Here is a 16,395-nt window from a genome sequence, read left to right as displayed (position 1 = left end):
CCGCACCCGCGGGGGCGGGCCGGACGCTTGTCCGCGACGGCCCGCACGACGGCCCCGGGCCACCCGGCCTCCGGTCAGCGGGGCCGTTCCGGCAGCAGCGCGAGGAAGGCGCCCACCGCCTCCGCCACGTCCTTCGCGGTCCACTCCAGCGCGTCCGCGGCCACCGTGACCTCCGTCATCGACAACCCCGGCAGGCCCTGCTCACGCCAGGCCCCGAACAGCGCCGACCCCGTCTCCTCCACCAACCGCAGACCCGCGAGGTCCAGCTCCTCGGGGGTGTGCGGGAGCCAGAGCTGGAACTGGTGGGTGTGCGGCGCGGCCGGGTGGACCCGGGCGCCCGGGACCCCCGCGACGCCCTCGGCGAGCGCCGCCGCGACGGTCTTGGCGTGCGCGACGTACTCGCCCAGGCGCGGCAGTTCGCGGTCGAGGCCGGTCAGCGCGGCCAGCGCGGCCGGCCACTGCTGGAAGAGCTGGCCGCCGTAGCGGTGCCGCCAGGCCTTGGCGGTCCGGACGAAGGCGGCCGGACCGGCGAGCGCGGCGCCGCTGATCCCGCCGAGCGTCTTGTAGAAGGAGACGTAGACCGAGTCGGCCGGTGCGACCAGCTCCGGCAGCGGGCGGCCGAAGTGGACCACCGATTCCCAGAGCCGCGCCCCGTCCAGGTGCAGCGCGGCGCCGTGCTCCTCCCGGACCACCGCGGCCACGGCCAGCAGGTCCTCCCAGGACGGCAGGACGAACCCGGCCTCGCGCAGCGGCAGCTCCAGGATCATCGCGGCATAGGGCTCGTCGAAGGCCCGCAGCTCGGCCACCGTCGGAAGCCGCGGCGCGGTGGTGGGCCAGACGCTGCGCAGCCCGCCGAGCTGCGTCAGCGCGTGCCGCTCGTGCAGCTCGGTGTGGCCGAGCGGGTGCGTGGCCACCGTCGGCACTCCGGCGGCCTCGGCGTGGATCCGCAGCGCGACCTGCTGGGCCATCGTGCCGGTGGGGAAGAACGCCGCGTCCTCGGTGCCGAGCAGCCCGGCCACCCGCTGCTCCAGGGCCCGCACCACGCCGTCGCCGTACTGGTCCGGCCGGCGGTCCAGGTCGTACACCCGCTCGCCCTCCTCGGCCAGGGCGGCGAGCCGCTCACGCAGGCTTCGCGGCCGGGTGCCGGAGAGCAGCCGTTCGCAGGCGCGCAGTGCGGCGTAACGGCGTTCCTGAGCGCTGGGCCCCCGGCTGCCTTCGGTCTCTTCGCTCCTGTTGGGATACATGCGTCGATGGTCCCGCAGCGAGGGCTCCGGGTCAGCGGTACGGACACGACGGGCCTCGCCCGGGAGCCGCCAAACCCCCGGGCCGGGTGGCACTGGTCACAAGCGCCCACCGTCGTACGAGCGGCGGTAGTAGTGCGGTACGGCGAGCCCCGGGAACGCCCGGGCCATGAACAGACGGTCGGATCACATGATCGTTACTCCGTCGGCTTGAATCTCCGGCGCGACGCTGACTACACGCCGTAGTACGTCACACCGTTTGGGAGTCCGCTCGGTGACGGTTACACCTGAGTGGTCCCCCGCTCAGCACGCCCGAACGGGCTCGTTGTGCCGCCCCCGTACGACCGTGAGGTTGAGCTACCCGATGTCTTCCGTCCCGCCCGTGGGGCCGGCCCTCCGCCGCCTCGCCGCCCTCGCGGCGGCCCAGGCGGCGGCCTGGCAGCCCAGGCTCGGCCAGGCCGTCCGCACCCACGCCGCTCCGCTGCGCACGCTCACCGTCCCCCGCCACACCCTGCCCGGCGGCGGGCTCGGGACCGACCGCCACCGCACCGTCACCGCGATCGGCGCGAGCGCGGTGATACTGTCCGGCGCCCTGCTGGTCGCCGCCCCGGGCAGCGCCTCGGCGCAGACGGTGATACCCACCACCCCCGGCAGCTCGGCCTTCACCGCCTCGCCGAGCGCGGTGCCGGCCGCCGCCCCGGTGCAGGTCGCCGGACCGAGCGCGTACCGGCTCCCGCACGACCACGGCTCGGCGCAGCAGTACGTGGCGGTGGCCGCCAACCTGCTGCCCCCGGAGCCGCCGGCCGCGCCCGCGCCCTCCGCCGACCAGGTTCCGGCACCCGACCAGGTTCCGGCGCCCGAGCCGGCACCGGAGCCGGCGCCCGCCCCGGAGTGGTCCGCGCCGGTGCCGGGCGCGCCGACCAGCAACCCGTACGGCGTGGCCAACCCGGAGTACGCCGCCGGTTACCACACCGGGGTGGACTTCGCGGTGAAGCCGGGCACCCCGCTGCTCGCGGTCGGCAACGCCACCGTCGTGTCGGCCGGCTGGGACGGCGCCTACGGCAAGGAGGTCGTACTGCGCCTGGCCGACGGGCGGTACGCCCAGTACGCGCACATGTCGTCGATCTCGGTGTCGGCGGGCGACCGGGTGTCGGCCGCCGAGCAGATCGGCCGGTCCGGGAACACCGGCAACTCGACCGGGCCCCACCTGCACTTCGAGATCCGTTCCAGCAACCACTACGGCGCGGTGGTCAACCCGATCGCCTACCTCTCCGGGCACGGGGTCACCGGCTTCTGAGCACGGCGGGGCCGCCGGCTCGCGAGTCACCGGCTCGCGAGCCACCGGCCGACGAGGGCACCGACTGCCGGGGGCACCGGCCGACGGGTCGCGGCGTACGACGGGTCGCGGCGTACGACGAGGGGCGGACCGGTCGGTCCGCCCCTCGGGCGTCGTGGGCCGGCGAAGGTGGGCCGGCGGGCCGGTCAGCCCCGCGCCGGGGGATTCACCAGGGCGCCGATCTCCAGCGCGACCCGCTGCGCGGCGACCATCGCCTCCTCCACGCCGGCCGCCGGTACCGCGTTCTCCGGGATGTGGCCGGGCTCCTTGCACTCGGAGGCGTCCTGCTTGACCAGGAACAGCGCCGAGTTGATGGTGAACAGCGACATCGCGGCACGCAGCCGGTCCTCGAAGGTGGCGCCCGGGCCGTGCACCAGCCGGACCATCGCGATCATGCGCTCCTTGAACTCCAGCCCGGCCGGCGAGTCGCGCAGCGCGGGCTGGTTCTCGTGGAAGAACCGCAGCAGCGGGGCCCGCTCCGACATGCCCGCCGCGAACCGCCGGATCAGCTCGTCCCGCAGCTCGGGCGTCCACGCCCGGTCGCGGCCCCAGGCGATGGTGTCGTCGATCGGCGCGGCCATGCTCTGCACGATGCCGTGGACGATGTCGTCCTTGGTCTTGAAGTGGTAGTAGAGCGCGGCCTTGGTGACGCCGAGGCGGTCGGCGATCTCCCGCAGCGAGGTCTGCTCGTACCCCTGTTCGGAGAAGAGCTCCAGTGCGACCGCGACGATACGGGCCCGGGTGTCGCTGCGGGGGCTGTGCGTCGTACCCATGGCCTGCCTCGTTGACTGCGTCGGTGACTGCTGCGGCTGCTGCGTTCGGCGGGCGCCGGTCCAACGCCTGTCCGAACTCATTCTCGCCGCCCGGGGGGCCCGCCGAGAAACTGGCTTGACGACCGGCTAGTGAACAACCTACCGTGCCGACGGTCCACAAACTAGCCGGGCGACAAGTAAGTAAGCCGTACGCAGCGCAGAACGGTCGTCCGCCTCCAGTCCGGGAGACACCCACCCATGTCCCAACCCAAGGCCGACACCCCGGCACCGGAAACGAAGACGGCCGAGGAGGAGCCCCCGCGCTCCCCCCGCGAGATCCGCCTGGTCATGATCGGCCTGGTCGTCACCATGCTGCTGGCCATGCTCGACAACCTGATCGTCGGCACCGCGATGCCGACGATCGTCGGTGACCTCGGCGGCGCCGAGCACCTGTCCTGGGTGGTGACCTCGTACACCCTGGCCACCGCCGCCTCCACCCCGATCTGGGGCAAGCTCGGCGACCTCTACGGCCGCAAGGGCACCTTCCTCACCTCGATCGTGATCTTCCTCGCGGGTTCGGCCCTCTCCGGCCTCTCGCAGAACATGAACGAGCTGATCGGCTTCCGCGCCCTCCAGGGCCTGGGCGCCGGCGGTCTGATGGTCGGCGTGATGTCGATCATGGGCGCGCTGGTCGCGCCGCGTGACCGCGGCAAGTACCAGGGCATGTTCGCCGCGGTGATGGCGCTCGCCACCATCGGCGGCCCGCTCGTCGGCGGCTTCATCACCGACCACCTGAGCTGGCACTGGACCTTCTACATCAACCTGCCGCTCGGCGTGGTCGCGCTCGCCGTCGTCATGGTCACCCTGAAGCTGCCGAAGGTCCGCAGCAAGGCCCGCATCGACTACCTCGGCGCGGTCCTGCTCACCACCGGCATCACCGCGCTCACCCTGATCACCACCTGGGGCGGCCAGGAGTACGCCTGGGGCTCCAAGCAGATCCTGGGCCTGGCCGCGCTCGCCGCCGCCACGCTGATCGCCTTCTGTTACGTCGAGCAGCGGGTCCAGGAGCCGATGCTGCCGCTCGACCTGTTCAAGAACCTGAACTTCACCCTGGTGTCACTGATCGGCTTCGTGGTCGGCTTCGTGATGTTCGGCTCGACCGTCTTCCTGCCGCTCTACCAGCAGACCGTGCAGGGCGCCTCGGCCACCAACTCCGGCCTGCTGCTGATGCCGATGATGTTCGGCATGCTGGTCGTCTCGCTGGTGGTCGGCCAGGCGGTGACCAAGACCGGCAAGTACCGGATCTACCCGATCATCGGCACGATCGTGATGACCGCCGGCATGGTGCTGCTCTCCACCATGGGCACCGCGACCAGCAGCTTCACCTCCGCCTGCTGGATGGTGGTGCTCGGCGCCGGCATGGGCTTCCTGATGCAGATCACCATGCTGGTCGCGCAGAACAGCGTCGAGCTCAAGGACATGGGCGTGGCCAGCTCCACCGCCACCCTGTTCCGCACCATCGGCGGCTCCTTCGGTGTGGCGCTGTTCGGCGCCCTGTTCAACAACCGGGTCACCGCGACGATGAAGGAGCGGCTCGGCGACGCGGCCGCCAACGGCGGCGGCAAGGGCGACCCGAGCTCCCTGAGCCCGGCCGCGCTCCGGGAGCTGCCCGCCCCGGTCCAGGACGCGTACCACCACGCCGTGGCCAACGGCATGCACACCGTCTTCCTCTGGGGCGCCGGGGTCGCGGTGATCGCGGTCGCCGCCGCGGTCTTCATGCGCGAGGTGCCGCTGCGCGGTGCCGGCTCGCCGGCGAAGGGCGACGACAAGGGCGCCGAGCCCACCGTCGAGGCCGTCGCGATCTGACACACCGGACGTCCCCCCTCCCGCCGCGGGAGGGGGGACGTGCTGTCTCCGGCCCCGGACGGCAGGAGCCCGGCGGCCCGCTCACCGGCCCCGGGCGGCGCGTGCCCCGGCTACCGCGGCAGTCGGTAGACGCCCTGCTCGACCGGCTCGACCAGGCCGTCGGCGACCAGCCCGTCCAGCGCCCGGGCCCGCTGCACCGCGTCCGGCCAGACCGCGTCCAGCCGGGCCTGCACGACCTCGCCGTGCGCGTCCCGCAGCACCGCGAGGAGCTTCCCGCGGACCTGCCGGTCCGTCCCCTCGTAGGTCTGGCCGCGCCGGGCCGGACCGTCGTACGGCGGGCAGCCGGCCCGCTGCCAGGCGCAGTGGCTGAACAGCGGGCAGCCGCCGCACTCCGGGCCGCGCGCCGTGCACACCAGCGCCCCCAGCTCCATCACCGCGACCGCCCAGGTCGCCGCCGTCCCGGCGTCGTCCGGCAGCAGCGCGGCCGCCGTGCGGCGCTCGGCCGCCGTGGTGGCCTGGGCCGGGTACTCCACCCCCGTCACCGCGCGGGCGAACACCCGCCGGACGTTGGTGTCCAGCACCACGTGCCGCTGCCGGAAGGCGAACGAAGCCACCGCCGCCGCCGTGTACTCCCCCACTCCGGGCAGCGAGAGCAGCGTCGCGTGGTCGTCCGGGACGAGCCCGCCGTGCTGCTCGGTGATCGCCACCGCCGCTCCGTGCAGGCGCAGCGCCCGCCGGGGGTAGCCCAGCCGGCCCCACATCCGGACCGCCTCACCGGGCGCGTCGGCCGCCAGGTCGGCGGGCGTCGGCCAGCGCTCCAACCACGCCTCGTAGGCGGGCAGCACCCGCTTCACCGGGGTCTGCTGAAGCATGAACTCGCTGACCATCACCGCCCAGGGCGAGGCCTCCGAGGTCCGCCAGGGGAGCTCGCGGGCGTGGGCGTCGTACCAGCCGAGGACGGTGGAGTGCAGCGACGGCAACGGCAGGGACAACGGCGGCGGGGCGGCCGTCGCGGACGCGGGGGCGGGGACGGCGGGGGTGACGGTGATGGCAGCCATGGCCCTTCGATCCTCCCACGGCCGCGGCGCCCGCCGAAGCGGAGGAGTGGAGTCCGGATCCCCTCGAAAAGCCGGCGCCGAGTCTCCCCCGAACGGCTCATATGGCGGATCATGTGAAGGAAGGGGCGAGTGTGCGGTGTTGGTGAGTCACAGGGCACACACTGTCTCGTAGAGTTTGGGCGTGCCCTCTTTGCGTCAACCCGTGGGACCGTTGCCGGCCTCGATCTACTGGCGACGGCGCCTTGTCGTGGCCGTCGCCGTCGCCGCGGTCGTCGCCCTGCTCGTCTGGCTGATGTCCGACCAGGGCGGTGGTGGTGACGGACCGGCAGGCAAGGCCGCGCAGGCCGCGCCGTCCCAGTCCTCCCAGCCCCCCGCCCAGGCGATCACGCCCGGTGCGTCGCCGAACGGCCCCGCGAACAACTCGCGCCCCGGCAGCGGCGGGACGGGCGGCACCAACCCGGGCGGGGGCGCCGTCTCCGGGTCCGGCGGCGGCGACGTCAGCCTCAGCACCGGCGGTACCGGCGGCGGGCCCAACCCGGCCCCGGCCACCGGCGGATCGGCCACCGGAGGCTCCGCCGCGGGCGGTTCGGCCACCGGCGGATCGGCCGCGGGCGGTGGCGGCGCGGCCGGCGGCACCAACGGCGGTGGCGGCGGCACTCCCCCGGTGAACACCCCCGAGGTGATGGCGCTGCCCGTCTGCGTCTCCTCCCAGGTGACCCTGGAGCTGGCCGGTGCCCAGAACTCCTACCAGCCCAAGGACAAGCCGAAGCTGACGCTGACCGTCCACAACTCCTCCGGCGCCAACTGCCGGGTGGACCTGGGCCGGACGGCCTCCGCCATCACCGTGACGGCCAGCAACGGCGACCGCGTCTGGTCCTCCGGCGACTGCCCGAGCGACCGCGGCAGCAGCTGGGCCCAGATCCCGGCGAACGGCGGACTGACCGAGACCTTCACCTGGGACCGCGGCCGCAGCAAGCCGCAGTGCGCCACCGCCGACCCGGCCGCCGCGCCCGCCGGCACCTACCTGGTGGTCGCCGACCTCACCGGGCTCTCCGGGGGCCAGGTCTCGGCACGCTCCTCGATCCGTCTGGAGAGCTGAGCCCCCTCGGACGCCGCCTCCCCGCGGCTCCGTCACCGAAGCTCCGTCACCGAAGCCCCGGCGCCCGCCGGGGCTTCGGCGCGTTCCCGGCGGCCGGGACGGCCCCACCCTCCGCCGCGCACACGCCGGGGAACGGCAACGGCAACGGGACGGCCCCCGGGGAAGCACTCCCCGGGGGCCGTCCCCACGTGCTGGGGCACCGTCAGACGTAGCGTTCCAGGATGGACGATTCGGCAAGGCGGGACAGGCCCTCGCGCACCGAGCGCGCCCTGGTCTCGCCGACGCCCTCGACCGTCTGCAGATCGTCGATGCTGGCCGCGAGCAGCTTCTGCAGTCCGCCGAAATGCTCGACCAGCCGCTCTATCACCGTGTTGGGCAGGCGCGGGATCTTGGCCAGCAGCCGGTAGCCGCGCGGCGAGACCGCGGAGTCCAGCGACTCGGGCGAGCCCGAGTAGCCGAGCGCCTTGGCGACGGTCTGCAGGTCGAGCAGCTCGGCGTGGGTGAGCGCCTCCAGATCGGCCAGCACCTCGGTGACCGTCCGGCCCTTCTTGGCGGCCCGCTCCGGGAAGTAGTCCCGGGCGACCAGCTCGCGCTCCGGCTCCACACCCGCGATCAGCTCGTCCAGCTGGAGCGAGAGCAGCCGGCCGTCGATGCCGAGCTCCAGCACGTAGCCGGCGATCTCGGTGGCGATCAGCCGGACCATCTCCAGCCGCTGGGCGACGGCGGTGACGTCCCGGACCGTCACCAGGTCCTCGATCTCCAGGGCGGACAGCGTGCCCGCCACCTCGTCCAGCCGGAGCTTGTAGCGCTCCAGGGTGGCGAGTGCCTGGTTCGCCCGGGAGAGGACGGTGGTCGAGTCCTCCAGCACCCGACGGGTTCCGTTGACGTACATCGCGATCAGCCGCATCGAGTGCGAGACCGCGACCACCGGGAACCCGGTCTGCAGGTTGACCCGCTCCGCGGTGCGGTGCCGGGTGCCCGTCTCGTCGGTGGGGATGGTGGAGTCCGGCATCAGGTGGACCCCGGCCCGGACGATCTTGGTGATGTCCTTGTCCAGCACCACGGCGCCGTCGAGCTTGCACAGCTCGCGCAGCCGGGTCGCGGTGAACTCGACGTCCAGGACGAATCCACCGGTACAGATCGACTCGACGGTCTTGTCGAAGCCGAGCACGATCAGACCGCCGGTGTTGGCCCGCAGCACCCGCTCCAGGCCGTCACGCAGCCCCGTGCCGGGGGCGATGGCGGTGAGGGAGGCCCGCAGCAGGGCCTCCTCGCGGGAGGACTTGTCCGCCCGGTCGCTGGCTGCCACGTGACTCCTCCGGTCGACCCCGTACCGCGCGCCTCGCGCCGTGCGCCGGCCTACGGTCTGTTGCTCTGTCGCTTATTACTGCCTTATTGCCAATTAGACAGGGGAAAGTCTAACTGCGTGCGGCATTAACAGGGCTTGGGTCAGCGCAGTTCGTCCGAGTCGACCGGCTCCCACCCCTCCATGAGCTCCTCCGGGTAGGCCGCGACGGGAGCCTCGGCGGGGGCCCGGCGCGGGGTGGGCGGGGCCGACGGCGCCTCGCTCCGGGGCTTGGCGGCGGCCCGCCGGCGGCCCGGGATGGCCCGCATCGCCTCACCGATGTCCGCGACCTCGACCACCTTCATCCCCGACGGCACCTTGCCCGGGTCCGGCGGGACCAGGGCGTGGGTGAAGCCCAGCCGGTGCGCCTCGGCCAGCCGCCGCTGCACACCCGTCACCCGCCGCACCTCGCCCGCGAGACCGACCTCGCCGATCGCCACCAGGTTGCTCGGGAGCGGAGTGTCCGAGGACGAACTGGCCACGGCGAGGGCGATCGCGAGATCCGCCGACGGCTCGCTCAGCTTCACCCCGCCGACCGTCGCGGTGTAGATGTCCTGCTTGCCGAGCTTGACCCCGCCGTGCCGCTCGACCACGGCCAGGATCATCGCGATCCGGGGCGACTCCAGGCCGGAGGTCGTCCGGCGGGGGGACGGGATCTGCGAATCCACCATCAGCGCCTGGACCTCCGCCACCAGGGGGCGGCGGCCCTCCAGGGTGACGGTCAGGCAGGTACCGGGGACGGGCTTGTCACGCCTGGTCAGGAAGAGGCCGGACGGATCGGCCAGGCCCACGATGCCCTCGTCGTGCAGCTCGAAGCAGCCGACCTCGTCGGTGGCGCCGTACCGGTTCTTGATCCCGCGGATGATGCGCAGCCGGGCGTGCCGGTCCCCCTCGAAGCTCAGCACCACGTCGACCAGGTGCTCCAGCAGACGGGGGCCGGCGATCTGGCCGTCCTTGGTGACATGGCCGACCAGCAGGGTGGCCATGCCGCGGTCCTTGGACGCCCGGATGAGCGCACCGGCCACCTCGCGGACCTGGGCCGGCCCGCCGGGCGCGCCGTCCAGCTCGGCGGAGGCGATGGTCTGCACCGAGTCCAGGATCAGCAGGCCCGGGTTCACCGCCTCGATGTGTCCGAGGACGGCGCCGAGGTCGGACTCGGCGGCGAGGTACAGGTGGTCGGAGAGCGCGTTGATCCGGTCCGCCCGCAACCGGACCTGGCCGGCCGACTCCTCACCGGTGACGTAGAGCGTGCGGTGCTGCGCACTGGCCGCCTTGGCCGCGACGTCCAGCAGCAGGGTGGACTTGCCGACGCCGGGCTCGCCGGCCAGCAGCACCACGGCGCCGGGGACCAGGCCGCCACCGAGCACCCGGTCCAGCTCGGGCACGCCGGTGGACCGGGCCGTCGCCACCTGGCCGTCGATCTGGGCGATCGGACGGGCGGGCGCGCTCACCGGCCCGGCGGCCGTGGTCCGGATCGGCACCGCGCCGCCGTACTCCTCGACCGTGCCCCAGGCGTTGCACTCCGGGCAGCGGCCGACCCATTTGGGCAGCTGGTTGCCGCACTCGGTGCAGCGGTACGCCGGGCGCGGCTTGGCGGTGGTCTTGGTGCGGGCAGCCATGCGGTCACCGTAGCGCCTGGGTACGACAACGCGGGGCCGGCGGCTGGGCGCGGGAGCAGGGGGCCGGGCCGGCGGCGGGGCGCGGGCGGGGCGGTGGGGGCGCTCCCGGTCCACGAATGGGCGATGTTGTTACCCGAAAGAAGTACAACAGCAGGGAACGGGCCGGGCGCGGCCCCGGGCCTCTCTACCGTCGGAGGGGTGACAACGCGTACTGAAGGGCCGCGCGACCTCGTGCTCGCGGCGTACGACCGGCAGGTGGACGGCCTGTTCACCTACTGCCTCTCGGTGCTGTGCGAGCACGACGCGGCCACCGCCGCCCTGCGCGAGGTGCGCGAGCTGGCGCTGCGGCACGGCGCCCGACTGGCCGAGCCGGGCCTGGTCCGGGCCTGGCTGTACTCACTGGCGCGGTACTGCTGCCTGCGACGCCTGGAGGACGGAGCCGGCTTCAACGCGGTCGGCGGCACCGGTGCGGTGGTCGTCGGTGCGGTGGTCGGCGCGGTGGCGGATGCCGGCGCGGGTGACGCGGCGGCGGGGCTCCCGGCCGCCGAGGTGGGCCGACGGAGGCGGGAGCTGGCCTCACTGGCCTGGCCCGAGGCGGCCGGTACCGACCCGGAGCAGCGCGAGGCGCTGGAACTGTCGGTGCGCCACCGGCTGAGCCCGATCGAGGTGGCGGCCGTCCTCGGCGTCCCGTTCGAGACCTCCCGCGCGCTGCTCGCCTCGGCCGAGGCCGAGGTCGGCCGGACCAGGGCGGCCCTGCTGGTGCTCGGTGTCGGCAGCTGTCCCGAGCTGGACCGGCTCGGCGGGGCCGGGGCGGAGAGCTGGCGGGACTGGGTGCTCGGCCCCGCGCTGCGCCGGGAACTGGTGCAGCACGTGACGGACTGCCCGACCTGCCGGGGCACCGCGGAGCGGGTGGCCGGCGAGGTGGCGCAGGGTGCCGAAGGACTGTCGGGACTGCCGGTGCCGGCGGCGCCCCCGACGACCGGGGCTCGGCAGGGCGACGGGGCCGCCTTCCTGCCGCACGCGGCCGCCGCCGCGGCGTGGCGGCGGACCTCGGCTCCGGCTCCGGTGACCGAGCCGGGTCTGCGGTTCGACCAAGGGGGGTTCCCCCGCCACCGCGCGCCGGACAGCGGCCGGGCCCGGGCGGTGCGCCGCCGGGTGGTGACCACCGGGGTGCTGGCAGCCGTGCTGGCCGCCCCGGTGGTCGCGCTCTGGGCGGGCCACCGGGGCGGTGGCACCGGCGCGGCGGCGGCCGTCTCCTCGGTAAGGGTCGAGGACGACGGGCGGGCCGCCGGGCACCGGCCGAGCGGGTCCGGGCCGACCGCCGGGCAGGCGGGCGGGATCGTCGGGGCCGTGGGGGCGGCTCCGGCCGTGGCCGGGCTGGAGCTGGCCGGAGCCGGGCCGGGGAATGCAGAAACGTTGCTCCCTGGGATCCACGGCCCCGCGATCCTGGGACCCGCGATCCCGGTCCCCGGCCGGGGCGCGACCCCGCTCGGCAGCCCGACACTGACCGCCGCTCCCGCCCCCACCACCGGCACCGGCCCGGGCGCCGCGCCGGGCGGCGCGGGCCCCGCCGACGGGCCGGCGCCCGCCCCCGCACCGGTCGGACTGCTGACCGTCGAGGCCGGCGAGTACGGCAACCGGACCGTCCTCACCCTGACCGACTCCGGCAGCACCGAGATCCACTGGCACGCCGAGGTGACGGCCCCCTGGCTCCGCCTCAGCCGGGACGCCGGGACGCTCGCGCCGGGCCAGCGGATCACGGTGATCGTCACCGTCGACGAGGACCTCGCGCCGAACACCCACTGGACGGCCCGGATCGCGCTGCCGCCCTCGCAGGCGGTGGTCACCCTGGAGGGCGGCCCGCAGCACCGGGGCGGCAGCACCCCCGTCCCGGGCGAACCGACGGCGACCCCGACCGACCCGGCCCCCACGCCCACCGGCACCGCCCCGTCCACCCGGCCGACCGGCCCCGGGCCCACGGCGTCGCCCTCCTCCCCGGCGCCTTCGCCGTCCTCGCCGGTCCCGACGACCACGACGCCCCCGCCGGGCGGCACACCGACGGCGGCCCCGTCCGCGACACCGACCGGGACGGCGTCGGGAGCACCGACCGGGACGGCGTCCACGGGCGCCTCCGCGTCCCCGGCGACCGGCTCGTCCGCGCCCGGGTCGCCGCACTGAGCCGGGGAGCCCGGGGAGCCCGGGGAGCCCGGGACGGCCGGCGCACCGGCGGCGCGGGGATGGCCTCCGGGCGGGGCCGGCGACGCCGTCGCGGGGCGGGCCCGGGGCCGGGCCCGCGCCGGCACGCCGGGGCGGGCCTCAGCCGGTCAGGCCCGCGACGGCGTCGCCGATGTACTTCGCGCCGAGGACCACCAGGACGACCATCATGATCGCCGCATTGTGCGCGGCCATCCACGCCTTCCACTCGCCCAGCACCCGGGCCGACCGGTCGCCGCCGAAGAGGTAGACCGCCAACGGCACCACCGTGCAGAGCGAGCCGATCAGCACCATCAGCGCGGCCGCCACCGCCTTGCCCCCGCCGGAAGCCGTGCTGGTCGCGATCGAGACCGCGCCGCCCACCGCCAGCACCAGGTTCTTCGGGTTGGCCGCGACCAGGGCGGCCGCCAGCCCCGCCGCCTTGCCCGGGGTGAAGCGGTCGATCGCCTGCATCCACTTCGGCGGCCCGTGCACATGGCCCTCGCGCGGGCGGCCCCTCCACTGCCTGAACCCCAGCAGCAGGAACAGCGTGCCCAGGGCCAGCTTCAGCCACCAGGCCCAGGTCGGCCTGGCGGAGTCGGTGCTCAGCCCCGAACCGACCAGCACCACCACGGTGACCACCGCTGCCAGCGTCACCACCCAGCCACCGGTGAACGCCGGCCCGTTGGCCCGGCCCTTCGGGGTGGCCAGCATCAGGATCACCGCGATCAGCGGCATCGGACTGATCGCGATGCCCACGGCCGAGGCCAGCATCTGGCCGACGGCGTCACCCATCCCCCGCTCCTCCCTGTCACCTGCCCGGCGGTCGGACTCCGTGCTCAGCTCCGCCGGATCGGCGGTACCCGGTAGGTGCCGTCGAGCGCGGCCGGCTTCGGCTGGTACAGCCGGATGATCGGCCGGAACTCCCCTTCCGGGGTCGGCAGCCAGTTCGCCTCCTCCGCCGGGTCGGCCGGGCGGTCGTGCTGCAGCCGGAGCGTCAGCGAGCCGTCCTCGCCGTAGACCAGGCCGGGTGTGCGGTCACCGATCGAGTAGCGCTCGATCGGGTTCGCGACCAGGTAGTAGTCCGGCAGGCCGTACATGGTGACGGACCAGAAGGCCTCGACCGGCGGCGGCTCGTCCATCCGCAGCGTGTACGCGTGGGCGCCGCTGAGCGCCCGCCCGTCGGCGTCGTCGTACGTCATCGCGTACATCGCCTCGTACGCGTGGTTGCCCCAGAGCCCGGCGCGCGCCGCGGCGGCGCGGCTCAGGTAGGCCGCGCGGCGGTCGGGGATGCGCCACTCGGGGTCGTCGACGGTGCCGGGGCCCAGGAAGTCGACGTTGAAGTCGAACAGGTGCAGTCCCGAGCGCCACTCGCCGGCCGGGTGGTTCTCCGGCGGCCGGGTGGCGGCCTCGACCCGTTCCCGGCCCGCGGCCAGGCCCTTGAGCAGGGCGAGGGTCCAGTCGGGCGCCGCGGCACGGTAGGGCGACGGCCCGGTGTCGAGCAGGCCGAGCGGGGCGAAGCGCTGCTGGTACTCGATGTCGGGCCCGGCGGGCGGGAAGGCCGTCATCCAGATCCGGAGCCGTTCGAAGAACGCCAGCCGCTCGGGTACCCCGGGGTCCGGTGCCGGGAGCCCGGCGGCCAGGCCGCCCGGCTCCAGCGGTTCGAGCGTCAGCCCCTGCTGGAGCGCCCGGACGCGCGGCAGGTCGTCCGGGCCGGCGCAGGCGAAGCGGCCGACGACGGTGGCCACGGTGGTCGGCGACACGATCACGCGCTCCCGGTCCGGCGGGGTCCCGTGCCAGTCGGGCGGGACGACCAGCCAGGTCTGCGCCTCGGTGCCGGTCGCCCGCCGGCCGGGGTAGGCGAAGTTGTCGGTCCACGCGCCGACGAACTGCAGCACGTAGTAGGCCCCGCCGGTGTCCGGGACCCGCAGCACCTGCGGGCCCTCGGAGAGGTCGAGCTGCGCGATCGAGTAGACGGTGTCGTTGTTGACGGAGACGAAGGGGTCGTCCGGGCCGGCCAGCCTCGTCGCATGACTGAAGCCGTTGAACGGTGCCGCCGGCAGCGTCCCCATGCCGCCCCCGGTGAAGCGCTCGACCATGGTGAGGTCGGAGACCAGCGGGTAGCCGTAGACGTAGGCATCGGCGGCCAGGGCCTCCAGCTCGGGCTGGATCATCGGCAGTCCTTCTCGGGTCGCGGTGACGGGTGGGGGTGGTGACAGCTGGGAGTGGGGTGGGCAGGAGGGGCAGGGGTGACGGGTGGGGGGCAGGGGTGACGGGTGGGCGGCGACGGTGCCGCCGGGATCAGCGCCGCGTCAGCGGTGGGAGCGTCCAGCGGCCGTCGAGGGCCCGCTCGTCCGGGCCGTAGAGCCGGACGACCACCGTGCACGGGCCGTCGGGCGCGGGCAGCCAGTTGGCCGAGTGCTGGGCGTCGGCCGGCCGCTTGTGCTGGAGGTAGAGCGTGAGGCCGCCGTCCGGGTCGTGGACCAGCCCGGGGGTGCGGTCGCCGATCGAGTAGCGGTCCAGCGGGTTGTCGACCAGCAGCCGGTCCGGCAGCGCGTACATGGTGGCCGACCAGAAGAACCGCGCGGGCGGCAGCGCGTCCGGGCCGAAGCGCAGGACGTAGTCGTGCTCACCGGTGTTCGGCGGGCTCCCGCCCTCGCTGTCGGCGGTCCAGCCGCCGTACCAGGCCTCCTCGGCGGGGAGCCCGTACAGGCCCATCCGTGCGCCGACGGCCCGCTTGAGGTAGTGCGGGCCGAGCTGTTCCCGGGTGCCGAAGAGACCGGCCGAGCCGTCGGTCAGGCCGGCCTCCCGGGTGAGTTCGGCGCGGGCGTCGGCGATGCCGCGCTCGATCTCGGCGCGGACCTCCACCGGCAGCGCGGCGGGCTCGAACTCGCCGCGTCCGTCGATGCCCAGGTCGCCGAGCCGGCCGCGCAGCTCGGCCTCGGCGGGCAGCACGGGGAAGAAGCCCAGCAGGAAGTCGAGGAAGCTGAAGAACTCGACGGTGTCCAGCACCTCCTCCCGCCAGAGCGGCCAGACGGGGTCGGGCGCGGGCGGCGGCGCGGCGGTGCCCGTGTACGCGTGCAACGGGCGCAGCCGGTACTGCCGCTGGATCTCCTCCAGTTCCTCGACCGCCTCCGGGGAGGTGCCGCCGAGGTAGGTGCGCCCGGCGATGCCGACCAGCTCGGTGGCGGTGCGGATCACGCCGGCCACGCCGTCCGGCACCGTGCCCTGCCACCGGGGGCCCGCCACCAGGTGGTCGCCGGCCTCCTGGCCGGTGACGCGGGAGCCGATGAAACCGGCGTACGGCGTGTCGAGCTCGTGCAGCGGAAGGACGTAGTAGCGGTCCACCGCGGGCACCGAGACCACCCACGGCTCGGCCCGCAGATCGAGCCAGGCCCAGGAGTACGGGGTGTCGTTGTTGGGCGTGACGACGTCGGTGTTGGCCGGGGTGAACGGCCGCGGATAGTGCCGGAAGACGCCGAAGCCGCCGACGTGGCGCGGGTCCGCGTCGTCGACCGCCTGCGGGTAGAGCGTCCGGTAGTTCTGCAGGAGCGGGTAGCCCCAGATCCATGCCTCGGCGGCGGTGGCGCGGACGGCGGTCGGATCCACCAGTGCCGGGTTGCCCATGCTGTCGATCTCCCCTGGCTCAGCACATGCCCAAGAGGGACATAGTGGTTCAAACGGATCCTATGGGGCACCCAGTCGATCAGCATGTCGGCGGCGGCGGTGGCCGGTCCGGACGGCCGCGCGCGCGTCCCGCCGGGCGCGGCGGGACCGGGACGTCCGGGCGCGGCGGGACCGGGACGTCCGGGCGTCGGACCGTCCGGGGCCGGGCTTCGGCAGCGCCGCGGCCGACCGTCTGCCGACCGTCTGCCGACCGCGAAAC

The 16,395-nt window shown here is 74.5% G+C and carries 12 protein-coding genes; 4 read left to right on the top strand and 8 right to left on the bottom strand.

Annotated elements, in window-relative coordinates:
• Window positions 1–74: 74 nt before the first annotated feature.
• Window positions 75–1,244, bottom strand: coding sequence for a threonine aldolase family protein (locus ACFXHB_RS02950; protein WP_380571549.1), 1,170 nt, complete (start codon window positions 1,242–1,244; stop codon window positions 75–77).
• A 361-nt stretch (window positions 1,245–1,605) separates the two neighbouring features.
• On the opposite strand from ACFXHB_RS02950, the gene ACFXHB_RS02945 reads away from it, so the two are divergent.
• Window positions 1,606–2,538, top strand: a complete 933-nt coding sequence (locus ACFXHB_RS02945; protein WP_380571548.1) for a M23 family metallopeptidase — start codon at window positions 1,606–1,608, stop codon at window positions 2,536–2,538.
• A gap of 185 nt (window positions 2,539–2,723) precedes the next feature.
• Here the strand turns inward: ACFXHB_RS02945 and ACFXHB_RS02940 are convergent, their stop codons facing one another.
• Window positions 2,724–3,350, bottom strand: coding sequence for a TetR/AcrR family transcriptional regulator (locus ACFXHB_RS02940; RefSeq protein ID WP_380571547.1), 627 nt, complete (start codon window positions 3,348–3,350; stop codon window positions 2,724–2,726).
• A 237-nt stretch (window positions 3,351–3,587) separates the two neighbouring features.
• On the opposite strand from ACFXHB_RS02940, the gene ACFXHB_RS02935 reads away from it, so the two are divergent.
• Window positions 3,588–5,195: an MDR family MFS transporter gene (locus tag ACFXHB_RS02935; RefSeq protein WP_380571546.1), complete on the top strand. Its 1,608-nt coding sequence runs from the start codon at window positions 3,588–3,590 to the stop codon at window positions 5,193–5,195.
• Window positions 5,196–5,305: 110 nt separating this feature from the next.
• On the opposite strand, the gene ACFXHB_RS02930 is transcribed toward ACFXHB_RS02935, so the two are convergent.
• On the bottom strand, window positions 5,306–6,253 hold the full coding sequence (locus tag ACFXHB_RS02930; RefSeq protein WP_380571545.1) for an A/G-specific adenine glycosylase: 948 nt from the start codon (window positions 6,251–6,253) through the stop codon (window positions 5,306–5,308).
• A 202-nt stretch (window positions 6,254–6,455) separates the two neighbouring features.
• On the opposite strand from ACFXHB_RS02930, the gene ACFXHB_RS02925 reads away from it, so the two are divergent.
• On the top strand, window positions 6,456–7,352 hold the full coding sequence (locus ACFXHB_RS02925) for a hypothetical protein (RefSeq protein WP_380571544.1): 897 nt from the start codon (window positions 6,456–6,458) through the stop codon (window positions 7,350–7,352).
• Window positions 7,353–7,554: 202 nt separating this feature from the next.
• Here ACFXHB_RS02925 and disA read toward each other — a convergent pair whose 3' ends face one another.
• Together disA and radA are read right to left on the bottom strand one after the other, a co-directional pair.
• Window positions 7,555–8,613 (bottom strand): DNA integrity scanning diadenylate cyclase DisA, encoded by a 1,059-nt coding sequence (gene disA, locus ACFXHB_RS02920; RefSeq protein WP_380571733.1) that lies wholly within the window; start codon window positions 8,611–8,613, stop codon window positions 7,555–7,557.
• A 188-nt stretch (window positions 8,614–8,801) separates the two neighbouring features.
• The gene (gene radA / locus ACFXHB_RS02915) at window positions 8,802–10,316 is read right to left on the bottom strand and encodes a DNA repair protein RadA (protein WP_380571543.1); all 1,515 of its coding nucleotides are present in this window, start codon (window positions 10,314–10,316) and stop codon (window positions 8,802–8,804) included.
• Between the two features lie 198 nt (window positions 10,317–10,514).
• Between radA and ACFXHB_RS02910 the strand changes: the two genes are divergently transcribed.
• Entirely contained in the window at window positions 10,515–12,494 is a 1,980-nt protein-coding gene (locus ACFXHB_RS02910) for an RNA polymerase sigma factor (protein ID WP_380571542.1), read from the top strand.
• A 138-nt stretch (window positions 12,495–12,632) separates the two neighbouring features.
• Here the strand turns inward: ACFXHB_RS02910 and ACFXHB_RS02905 are convergent, their stop codons facing one another.
• The 3 genes from ACFXHB_RS02905 to ACFXHB_RS02895 form a co-directional block, all read right to left on the bottom strand.
• Window positions 12,633–13,304, bottom strand: a complete 672-nt coding sequence (locus ACFXHB_RS02905) for a GAP family protein (protein WP_380571541.1) — start codon at window positions 13,302–13,304, stop codon at window positions 12,633–12,635.
• A gap of 44 nt (window positions 13,305–13,348) precedes the next feature.
• Window positions 13,349–14,683 carry a DUF1254 domain-containing protein gene (locus ACFXHB_RS02900; protein WP_380571540.1) on the bottom strand — a complete coding sequence of 445 codons (1,335 nt, stop codon included), beginning with the start codon at window positions 14,681–14,683 and terminating at the stop codon, window positions 13,349–13,351.
• Between the two features lie 127 nt (window positions 14,684–14,810).
• Window positions 14,811–16,136, bottom strand: coding sequence for a DUF1254 domain-containing protein (locus ACFXHB_RS02895; protein ID WP_380571539.1), 1,326 nt, complete (start codon window positions 16,134–16,136; stop codon window positions 14,811–14,813).
• Between the last annotated feature and the right edge of the window lie 259 nt (window positions 16,137–16,395).

This window comes from Kitasatospora sp. NPDC059327 (assembly GCF_042752535.1).
Lineage (GTDB): Bacteria > Actinomycetota > Actinomycetes > Streptomycetales > Streptomycetaceae > Kitasatospora.
This window is presented reverse-complemented; position numbering and strand designations above follow the sequence as displayed.

Bases quoted from the DNA above. Each gene is read 5' to 3' on its own strand.
- ACFXHB_RS02950 (WP_380571549.1), bottom strand. From the start codon at position 1,244: ATGTATCCCAACAGGAGCGAAGAGACCGAAGGCAGCCGGGGGCCCAGC.
- ACFXHB_RS02945 (WP_380571548.1), top strand. From the start codon at position 1,606: ATGTCTTCCGTCCCGCCCGTGGGGCCGGCCCTCCGCCGCCTCGCCGCC.
- ACFXHB_RS02940 (WP_380571547.1), bottom strand. From the start codon at position 3,350: ATGGGTACGACGCACAGCCCCCGCAGCGACACCCGGGCCCGTATCGTC.
- ACFXHB_RS02935 (WP_380571546.1), top strand. From the start codon at position 3,588: ATGTCCCAACCCAAGGCCGACACCCCGGCACCGGAAACGAAGACGGCC.
- ACFXHB_RS02930 (WP_380571545.1), bottom strand. From the start codon at position 6,253: ATGGCTGCCATCACCGTCACCCCCGCCGTCCCCGCCCCCGCGTCCGCG.
- radA (WP_380571543.1), bottom strand. From the start codon at position 10,316: ATGGCTGCCCGCACCAAGACCACCGCCAAGCCGCGCCCGGCGTACCGC.
- ACFXHB_RS02905 (WP_380571541.1), bottom strand. From the start codon at position 13,304: ATGGGTGACGCCGTCGGCCAGATGCTGGCCTCGGCCGTGGGCATCGCG.
- ACFXHB_RS02900 (WP_380571540.1), bottom strand. From the start codon at position 14,683: ATGATCCAGCCCGAGCTGGAGGCCCTGGCCGCCGATGCCTACGTCTAC.
- ACFXHB_RS02895 (WP_380571539.1), bottom strand. From the start codon at position 16,136: ATGGGCAACCCGGCACTGGTGGATCCGACCGCCGTCCGCGCCACCGCC.